Here is a 4,081-nt window from a genome sequence, read left to right as displayed (position 1 = left end):
ACCCGTCATGATGGTCAACTGGGAATTCTTCGACAACCAAACCCCCTCCTCGGCAAGAGATCTCGTCGACGCGCTACGCGAAGGCCAGCCGCCGCTGCCCAGTCGCGGGGCGCCGCTTTGCACCTTCCGCCAGACCGCCCGGCTTCTCGCGGGCCTGCAGCACGAAAGCCACGATCATGGTGCCGCGTCAGCGGCCACGCTGGCCGGACTGCGAGTCGCCCACGAAAGCGGCATGGCCACACGCGGTTTGGAAGGCGAGGACTGACATGGTGCTCACCCCCGTAATGAGTCGGTACTGGGACCACCCCCAATCCTGGACGTTGGACACCTACCGGGCCCACGACGGATACCGCGCGCTGCAGAAGGCATTGGCAATGGAACCGGGCGAGGTCATTGAGACCGTCAAGGCCTCGGGCCTGCGCGGCCGCGGTGGCGCGGGGTTCCGAACCGGCGTCAAGTGGTCCTTCATCCCGCAGGATGACGCCAAGCCGCACTACCTCGTGGTCAATGCCGACGAGTCGGAACCCGGTACGTGCAAGGATGTTCCGCTGATGATCGCGACCCCGCACCTGCTCATCGAGGGCGCCGTCATCGCCGCCTACGCCATCGGCGCCCATCACGCGTTCATCTATGTGCGCGGTGAGGTCGTCCCGGCGCTGCGGCGACTCCGCGCCGCGGTGGCTGAAGCGTACGCAGCGGGGTACCTGGGCACCGACATCGGTGGCTCGGGGTTCGACATGGAATTGATCGTGCACGCGGGCGCGGGTGCTTACATCTGCGGCGAGGAGACCGCCCTTCTGGACTCGCTGGAGGGACGGCGTGGCCAACCGCGTCTCCGGCCGCCGTTTCCCGCCGAAGCCGGACTCTACGGTTGCCCAACCGTGGTCAACAACGTCGAGTCGCTCGCGTCGGTACCGTCGATCATTCTCAACGGTGTCGATTGGTTCCGCTCCATGGGAACCGAGGACGCCCCGGGCTTCACGTTGTATTCGCTTTCCGGGCATGTCACGAATCCGGGGCAGTTCGAAGCGCCGTTGGGGACGACGCTGCGCGAACTTCTCGGATATGCAGGTGGTGTCCGCAGCGGGCACCGGTTGAAATTCTGGACCCCAGGCGGTTCCTCGACGCCCATGCTGACCGCCGAACATCTGGATGTGCCACTGGATTACGAGGGCGTCGCCGGTGTCGGGTCGATGCTCGGCACCAAGGCGCTTCAGGTCTTCGACGAGACGACGTGTGTCGTGCGGGCGGTGCGCCGGTGGATCCAGTTCTACGCCCACGAGTCGTGCGGCAAGTGCACACCGTGCCGGGAGGGCACCTACTGGCTCAGTCAGGTTTACGAGCAGTTGGAGACGGGCAGCGGGACGGCGGAGGACCTCGAGAGACTCGTCAGCATCGCCGACACACTCAACGGAAAATCGTTCTGCGCGTTGGGTGACGGCGCCGCCAGCCCGATCCTGTCCTCGTTCAAATTCTTCCGCGCCGAGTATGTCGAGCATCTGGAGGGTGGCTGCCCGTTCGATCCGTACGCCTCGACACTGATGGCCGCCGAGGTGGGTGCTCGATGACGGTGACCGAACCGGCTCGCCATACGCCTACCGCGCCGACGGTGAACCTGACCATCGACGGCACTGCCGTCAGTGTGCCCAAGGGCACCTTGGTGATTCGCGCAGCCGAGCTGATCGGCGTGCAGATCCCGCGGTTCTGCGACCATCCGCTGCTGGATCCGGTCGGCGCGTGCAGGCAGTGCCTCGTCGAGGTCGAGGGCCAACGCAAGCCGCTCGCTTCGTGCACCACAACCGTCGCGGAAAACATGGCCGTCCGGACTCAATACTCGTCTTCGGTCGCGGAGGCCGCCCAGCAGGGCGTGATGGAGCTGCTGCTGATCAACCATCCGCTGGACTGCCCGGTCTGCGACAAGGGCGGCGAATGCCCGCTGCAGAACCAGGCCATGTCCACCGGTGCGGCCGAATCCCGGTTCCGCGGTACGAAGCGGACATTTCCCAAACCGATCCCGATCTCATCGCAGGTTCTGCTGGACCGGGAGCGATGTGTGCTGTGCGCACGATGCACCCGGTTCGCCCAGCAGATCGCGGGTGACCCGTTCATCGAGCTCTTCGAGCGCGGTGCGCTGCAGCAGGTCGGTACCCACGCCAACGAACCCTTCGACTCGTATTTCTCCGGCAACACGGTGCAGATCTGCCCGGTCGGGGCCTTGACCGCATCCACCTACCGGTTCCGGGCGCGGCCGTTCGACCTGGTGTCCAGCCCGAGCGTGTGTGAGCACTGCGCTTCGGGTTGCGCGCAGCGCACCGATCACCGCCGCGGAAAGGTGGTGCGCCGGTTGGCCGGGGACGACCAGGACGTCAACGAGGAGTGGAACTGCGACAAGGGCCGCTGGGCATTCCGCTACGCCGACACACCAGAGCGGATAACCAGCCCAATGGTCCGCGGTGCCGATGGGAACCTCGCGCCGACGTCGTGGTCGCAGGCGCTCGCCGCGGCGGCGGCAGGTCTTCGCGATGCGTACGGCCGGACCGGTGTCCTCATCGGTGGACGGCCCACGTGGGAAGACGCCTACGCCTACGCCAAGTTCGCGCGATTGGCGCTGGGCAGCAACGACATCGACTTCCGCATCAGGCCGCACTCGGCGGAGGAGGCCGACTTCCTGGCCGCGCGCATCGCGGGTCGGCCCATGACCGTCACCTACAGCGATGTGGAGTCGGCTCCGGTGGTGCTGCTCGTGGCGTTCGAGCCAGAAGAGGAGTCGCCGATCGTCTTCCTGCGGCTACGCAAGGCCGCTCGCGTTCGAAGCCTGCCCGTGTACTCGGTCGGTCCGTTCACCAGCCGCGGGCTCACCAAGCTGTCAGGCACGCTACTTCGAGCGGTGCCCGGCGAGGAACCCTTCGTGCTTGACGACCTACTCGAGGGGCAAGTTTCTGACCTGCTCCGCCAACCGGGTGCGGTCATCATGGCCGGTGAGCGGTTGGGCGCCATCGCAGGCGGACTCTGCGCGGCGGCTCGGCTCGCCGATGAGACCGGTGCCCGGCTGGCTTGGGTGCCTCGGCGTGCTGGCGAACGCGGCGCGCTCGAAGCGGGAACACTGCCGAACCTGCTGCCCGGTGGCCGACCCAGCGGACGGCCCGGTCTCGACACGGCAGGCATCGTGGCCGCCGCAGCCGACGGAACATTGGCCGCACTGTTGACCGGCGGGGTGGAGGTCGCCGATCTGCCCAACCCCGACTCTGTCAGGCAAGCCCTGTCGACGGTGCCGTTCGTGGTGAGCCTGGAAATACGCCACAGTGAAGTCACCGCACACGCCGATGTGGTGTTCCCGGTCGCATCAGCCACCGAGAAGGCCGCGACGTTCCTCAACTGGGAGGGGCGGCAACGACCTTTCCCTGCCGCGCTGCACGACTCCGAGATGATGCCCGATCTGCGTGTGCTGCACGCGATCGCGGCCGAGATGGGCCTGGGATTGGGTCTGCCCGATGCAGAGGCTGCCCGCAGCGAGTTGGACCGGCTCGGCACTTGGCATGGGCCACGAATCGCCGCGCCGCCCGTAGCACCGATTCGCCCACCACGTCCCGTCGCCGGCCAAGCGATCCTCGCGGGCTGGCGGATGCTGCTCGACAAGGGCCGCCTGCAGGACGGCCATCCGAACCTCGCCGCAACCGCGCGACCGGCGACGGCATGTCTTTCTTCGGCAACCGCCGCGGAAATCGCTGTCGCCGAAAGTGATTCCGTCGTGATCAGCACGATATCGGGATCGATCACGCTGCCGCTCGCGATCGTTGACCTGCCCGATCGGGTCGTGTGGTTGCCGCTGAACTCGACCGGTTCGACAGTCCATGAGCAACTGGGTGTGACCGCGGGTGCTCTCGTGGCGATCGGAGCGGCGCAATGACCGACGTGTGGTGGTTGATCGCGGTCAAGGCGCTTGGCGTCTTCGTGTTTCTGTTGTTGACGGTGTTGGCGGCGATTTTGATCGAGCGGAAGTTGTTGGGCCGTATGCAGATGCGGTTTGGTCCCAACCGGGTGGGCCCAAAGGGTTTGCTTCAGTCGCTGGTCGACGGCATAA

3 protein-coding genes and 1 pseudogene are annotated in these 4,081 nt (G+C 66.4%); all 4 read left to right on the top strand.

The genetic code is table 11. The features are described 5' to 3' along the window. Positions 1-265, top strand: a pseudogene (locus tag D6M19_RS33920) (NADH-quinone oxidoreductase subunit NuoE); the annotation flags it as partial. 1 nt (position 266) lies between these two features. Next, positions 267-1,568 (top strand): NADH-quinone oxidoreductase subunit NuoF, encoded by a 1,302-nt coding sequence (gene nuoF, locus D6M19_RS33915; protein WP_123029662.1) that lies wholly within the window; start codon positions 267-269, stop codon positions 1,566-1,568. After that, complete coding sequence (locus tag D6M19_RS33910; protein WP_123029661.1) at positions 1,565-3,907, top strand: NADH-quinone oxidoreductase subunit G; 2,343 nt, start codon at positions 1,565-1,567, stop codon at positions 3,905-3,907. Before nuoF ends, D6M19_RS33910 begins: the two co-directional genes overlap by 4 nt. After that, positions 3,904-4,081 (top strand): NADH-quinone oxidoreductase subunit H (locus D6M19_RS33905; RefSeq protein WP_206428719.1); only part of this gene is annotated, 178 nt, incomplete at its 3' end. The genes D6M19_RS33910 and D6M19_RS33905, both read left to right, overlap by 4 nt.

Origin of the sequence: Mycolicibacterium stellerae, from assembly GCF_003719305.1 — a bacterium.
In the GTDB taxonomy this organism is placed as follows: Bacteria; Actinomycetota; Actinomycetes; order Mycobacteriales; family Mycobacteriaceae; genus Mycobacterium; species Mycobacterium stellerae.
The sequence above is the reverse complement of the archived record's forward strand: the minus strand, read 5'-3'. Positions and strand labels throughout refer to the sequence as shown.

Excerpts from the sequence above, each read along its gene's own strand:
- D6M19_RS33910 (WP_123029661.1), top strand. The coding sequence starts at position 1,565 with ATGACGGTGACCGAACCGGCTCGCCATACGCCTACCGCGCCGACGGTG.
- nuoF (WP_123029662.1), top strand. The coding sequence starts at position 267 with ATGGTGCTCACCCCCGTAATGAGTCGGTACTGGGACCACCCCCAATCC.